General features: G+C 52.5%; 3 protein-coding genes. All 3 read left to right on the forward strand.

From position 1 onward, the window contains the following. The first annotated feature begins 172 nt into the window (after positions 1-172). The gene (locus P8N76_05760; GenBank protein MDG2381160.1) at positions 173-3,379 is read left to right on the forward strand and encodes a CotH kinase family protein; all 3,207 of its coding nucleotides are present in this window, start codon (positions 173-175) and stop codon (positions 3,377-3,379) included. A 267-nt stretch (positions 3,380-3,646) separates the two neighbouring features. Continuing rightward, a complete protein-coding gene (locus tag P8N76_05765; protein ID MDG2381161.1) occupies positions 3,647-4,372 on the forward strand; it encodes a PEP-CTERM sorting domain-containing protein in 726 nt (241 codons plus the stop codon). Between the two features lie 51 nt (positions 4,373-4,423). Next, a complete protein-coding gene (locus P8N76_05770) occupies positions 4,424-5,674 on the forward strand; it encodes a hypothetical protein (GenBank protein ID MDG2381162.1) in 1,251 nt (416 codons plus the stop codon). The last annotated feature ends 97 nt before the right edge of the window (positions 5,675-5,771 follow it).

Consider the following 5,771-nt stretch of genomic DNA (forward strand, 5'->3'; position numbering starts at 1 on the left):
GTCCTATCCGCCGCCGATGATATTAACGCGGCATTTGGGCACTGAGCCAACGCGCACAACCTGACGTCAATAGCCTTGATCTTGCTGGGATCGCGGGGGAATGCTGTCGATTGCCCGGTTTTCGACGGTCGTATCCGGTGCACCGCACCCTTTGATGCATGAAGGAATTTCCGTGAAAGGTATTTCTCTCGCCAAGACATTGCGGTCTTCAAGATTGCAACGGCGCTTCGAAACGCTCGAACCAAGGCGCCTACTCGCTGCGGACGTTGTCATCAACGAGTTCATGGCGGCGAATCAACAGACCATAACGGATGGCTATGGCGCCTCGTCCGACTGGATCGAGTTGCATAATGCGGGTGATGAGGCGGTCGATCTGATCTCATTTCGGTTGACGGATGACGCGGGGCAGTTGACGAAATGGACCTTTCCTACGATGCAAATAGTTGAGCCAGGCGAATTCTTGGTGGTGTTCGCTTCGGGCCGCGACCAAGTCGACCCAGCCGGTCACCAGCACACCAATTTTAAATTGAGCCGAAGTGGCGAGTATCTTGCCCTTGTTAGTCCTGCGGGGGTTGTGATCTCCGAGTTTGGTAGCGCGGAAAACGATTATCCGGTGCAGCGGTCCGATATTTCATTCGGCATCGGCGACTTGACACGGGGCACAGCGAATGATGTTCCGATCGCAATTCCGTCGAATCAGACTTCCAGGATTCGCAGCCAGATCGAGATTGAAAATCGAACCGGAACCATCAAGGATATTTCTGTTGATCTCAAGATTAATCATGAATGGACGGATGACCTCGATGCGTTCTTGATCAGCCCGACAGGAACTCGAGTTGAGTTGTTTTCGGACGTCGGTGGCAGTGGCGATCACTTCACGAACACGAGACTCACTGACGATGCGGAGCAACGGATTGATGAAGCATCGGCGCCCTTCAGCGGAACGTTCCGTCCTGAAGAAAGTTTCCGGGCTTTTTGGGGTGAGCCAGCCAATGGTCTCTGGACATTAGAAATCAACGATGATTTTTCTGCAGTGGGCGGCCAGCTGAACGAATGGTCGTTGATCCTTGCAACAACCGACGGAGCATCGACTCGGCAGGGCTACATGCCAGTGGCAACTCCAGGCCGTCCAAACCAGGGGGCTCTCAAGGGTTTCGCCCTTACGCCAGGAGTTGACGTCGAACGAGGATTTTTCGAGCAGCCCGTTATGGTGTCGGCGACTACGAATGAAACGGCTTCCTCCCTGTATTTTACGTTCGATGGCAGTACGCCTTCGCCCGACAATCCGACTGCGGTGCTGTACACGGAGCCTTTGGACATTCGCACAACCACGACTCTTCGGATCCGTGCGTACGCTGACGAGATGATTCCAAGCGATATTGCAACGCACACATATCTATTTGTCCACGATGTCATCCAGCAGCCGCGTCGACCAGAAGGATTTCCCTCCGAATGGGCCGGTCGCACGTCTATTCCCGCTGATTACGAGATGGACGAGGCGATTACCAACGACGATCAATATTCGTCTCAATTGCCGACAGCACTCCGGTCCCTTCCTTCGGTATCCTTGGTGACAGACAGATCAGACTGGTTTGATCCCGAAGTTGGTATTTACTCGAACTCAGAAGAAAAAGGGTCCTTTTGGGAACGGCCCGTGTCGGTTGAATTATTCGGGTACGAAAACACCAACGCTTATCAAATTGACGCCGGAGTGCGACTGCAAGGGAATGCGAGTCGTTGGCCCAACCGTCCGAAGCACAATCTACGTCTTGCTTTTCGTTCGGAATATGGGGCCAGCCGTTTGGAATTTCCCCTGTTCGGAAACGACACGATCAGCAGCTTCAACAGTATTGTGCTCCGCGGCGGCAACGGTGATTCCTGGATCAATCCAACCGTGCAACACCGTGGGTCTTATATTCGTGACCAATGGCATCGCGATGCCCAGACCGCCATGGGACACGAGACCTCGCTGCAAGGTTACGCACATCTCTACATCAATGGACTGTACTGGGGCCTCTACCATCTCTTTGAACGCGTCGATGCTGACTTCATGTCCGAGCACTACGGTGGTTCGCCGGATGATTACGATGTGATCAAAGATATCCGGAACACGGGAGGGCGAGTGGAAGCCGTCAGTGGAAACACCGAGGCTTGGCTGGAACTGGTTTCGCGAGCTTCTCAAGACCTCTCCGACGAAACCAACTATGCCGCCGTCCTGCAGTATATCGATGAGGAAAATCTGATCGACTACATGCTGATCAATTTTTACAGCGGCAACCGTGATTGGGATCGTTCGAACTGGCGTGCCGGCCGACTTCGCGATGAGGGACGTTTTGTCTTTTTCGCCTGGGATTCAGAACGCACCGATCTCAATACGACCGCTACGGTTGCCGATGGTTCGGTTTCACGTAATGTGCTCTCCACAAATAATCTCAGCTATCCAACCTTCATTCATCAACAGCTAACCGCCAATCCCGAATACCGTTTGCGATTTGCTGACCGAGCACAACGGCACCTGTTTCTGGAGGGAACTCTTTCGCCCGCAGGAGCATCAGGTCTCTGGAATTCGCGGGCTGATGAGATCCGTAAAGCAATCGTCGCCGAGTCCGCGCGCTGGGGCGACGCTCACATCACTCCGCCGCGAAATCCTGAAACTTGGGAATCCCATCTACAGGATATGCAGCAGAAATGGTTCCCCGCTAGAACTGACATTCTTCTAAAACAACTCAGGGCGACTGGACTTTATCCTCAAATCGAATCACCCCTTTTCAATCAAACGAGCGGCGTGGTTCCATCCGGATTTGAGCTTCAGATTGAAGCCGATGAAAATAGCACGACCTACGTAACCACCGACGGAAGTGACCCAAGAGCAATCGGTGGTGAAATCAACGAGCTAGGAACTATCGCTCAACTTTATTCCCAGCCGATTCGAATCACCGACAACACCACGATCAAGGCAAGGGCGTTCGCCGACGGTCAATGGTCGGCATTGGTAGAATTCCACTTCGCTACCATTTCCGCCGGTGATATTAACATTGACGGTGTGCTTGATCTGCTTGACGTTGAGCTGGTTTGTCAGGGCGTTCAGGCGAACCGCCCCGAGATGGACCTCAACCGAGATGGACAAACCAATCCCACCGATCTGGTGTTTATGATCGAAGATTTGTTCGAAACCGAGATGGGCGATGCAAATCTGGACGGCGCTTTTGATTCCGGCGATCTGGTCCATATCTTCCAACAGTCTCAATACGAAGACCTATTGATCGGAAATTCCGGCTGGGCTAGCGGGGATTGGAATTGTGATGGCGAGTTTGACAGTGGTGATCTCGTGATGGCTTTTCAGTCGGGTGGCTATTCGATTGCTGGCTTGCGGCGATAACCTGACGGCGCAATCTCGAGCTTGTTCAATAAAATGAACAACGGAGACGCAAGAATTTAGTTGTGGATTTCCGGCCGAATGAGGATACTGTCTGGCTCGTCGATACCGTTAATGCTGAATTCGGAAACGCTAACGAAAACACGATTCATTGGTTTACGCCTGATTGCCGCTCATTTGAGCAGAGCGATTTGGCCACCGGTGAACCGTGTTTTTTTTGGGGTGACAACCGCAAAACCAATTCGAACTTGTGCGCTTGGAGACACATCAATGATCAAAAACATGTTTGTCGCCGTTGCAATCGTATCCATGCTGAATACAGCAGTTAACGCCGACATTGTTTGGCTCGGCACAACCGATAACGATATCTTTAACGAAGCCAACTGGGATCTTTCCAGCTCGAGCGTAACGATTATTGATCCCAACGTGTCGGTTGAAGATAATGCTGTCATCGGTCCGGGACCTTTTGCGAATGACCCGGTAATTCTCGAACAACCTAGTCAGCAACGATTTCAATTGGGTGATGGAAACACGTTAACGTTGTCAGGAAGTACCCTAACGGTCGCGGGGAATGATGGCGTGGGCGGAGCCCCTGGAACAACGAACGGTCCCCTGGTCAACGTGATTGACGGCGGACAATTCGATCCGTTCTTTGTGGTCAATGATGTCCAAGTGAACATTGACGCCACGAGCTCAGCAACCTTTGGTGGGGGTGGCAATCCAATCAATCTTTCCGCAGTCGATCTGACGCCAGGCGCCATGTTGGGATTTCTCAATGAGACCCCTGACGCGTATCGTGCCGAGCACCTCTCCAAGACGACAGTGCTGGGCGCACCTGCGATTGAAGGTGACAACGTTATGATCGCTGCCATGGGGGCGGGATCGAAAATCACGGTGATTCCCGAACCGACGTCGATGATTTTGACCAGCTTTGGTATGCTGGCGCTGTTGTCGTTTCGACGTAAAGTCGCTGGCAGTTCTGAAACGAGTTGTTGAATGCCGTTAAGCGGAATGCTTCTCGGGATTTTTCAAAGTAAGGGCTCATCGATGAAGAATTATTTGTTGCTGTCCATGGCGGTTGTGTTCAGTTGTAGCTCGATCGCCAGAGCTGACTACGCGTCGACGGTGCTTGAGGATAAACCTTTTGCGTATTATCGATTCGAGGACGAAGACGGAACCGACGAGCTCGCTGATTCTTCTGGTAACAATAATGTTGGCTGGGAGATCAATAATGTTGGCTTTGGTCGGTCTGGCGTGGCCGGTAGCAGTGCCGGTGAATTCTTTGGCGACAGTAGTATTGTCACTGAGCTGGATTTTGATCCGTCTGTAGATGGACTCACGAACTGGACCATTGAAACCTGGTTCTACACTACCGGAATCGAAGAGATCGAGGACCCGGATGATCCAGGAGAGTTTATCGAAGTGGTTCGCGATCAACAGGTTTACATTTCTCAAAAGGATGGTGGCGGATTGGGGAGATCGAATCTTCTGATCTCGGCGAATCGTCAGCCTGGTTCCTATATCGGTGGTGGGACGACGAACGCTGTCGATCCAAATGAAAATGAATTCGTGGAGGTTGAGCGGTGGTATCACTTCGTCGCAGCGGCGAACGGCGACGACGATGAATTGCTTTTCTTTGTCAATGGTGAACCGTCGGAACTGAACCCTCAGTTCCCCGGCAATAACGGTGTCGAGTCCGCCGACGGGGAATGGGTCATTGGTTCACATAAGAACCAGGGCGCCCAATTCTTTGAAGGCTTGCTTGACGAGATTGCGTTCTACGATCGGGTGTTAAGTGAAGAACGAATTCGTGCCCATTACGATGCGGCTTCGGAAGCTCCAGGCTTGCCCGGAGATTTCGACGGCGATGGATTGCTTACATCCGCTGATATTGATCGATTGTCGACCGCCGTCCGAGACGGCATTGTGGACTCGCAGTTTGACCTCAACCAAGACGGCGCCGTCAACGGAGACGACCGTACTGTTTGGGTAAAGGATCTCAAGAATACCTACGTCGGCGATGCGAATCTGGACGGAGTTTTCGGCAGCGGCGATCTCGTTGAGGTGTTTACAACCGGCCAATATGAGGATGGCAAGACGGCTAATTCAGGTTGGGCGACTGGTGATTGGAACGGCGATGCTGAATTCGATAGCGCTGACTTCGTGGCTGCATTTTCGGATGGCGGCTACGAACTTCCGCCGCGCGAACCGAACGTCGCAGCCGTACCGGAACCATCGGCATTCGTCTTAGCAGCGTTTGCGATTCTCGGGTTGTTGCGTCCTATCCGCCGCCGATGATATTAACGCGGCATTTGGGCACTGAGCCAACGCGCACAACCTGACGTCAATAGCCTTGATCTTGCTGGGATCGCGGGGGAATGCTGTCGATTGCCCG

Source organism: Pirellulaceae bacterium (assembly GCA_029243025.1).
GTDB lineage: Bacteria > Planctomycetota > Planctomycetia > Pirellulales > Pirellulaceae.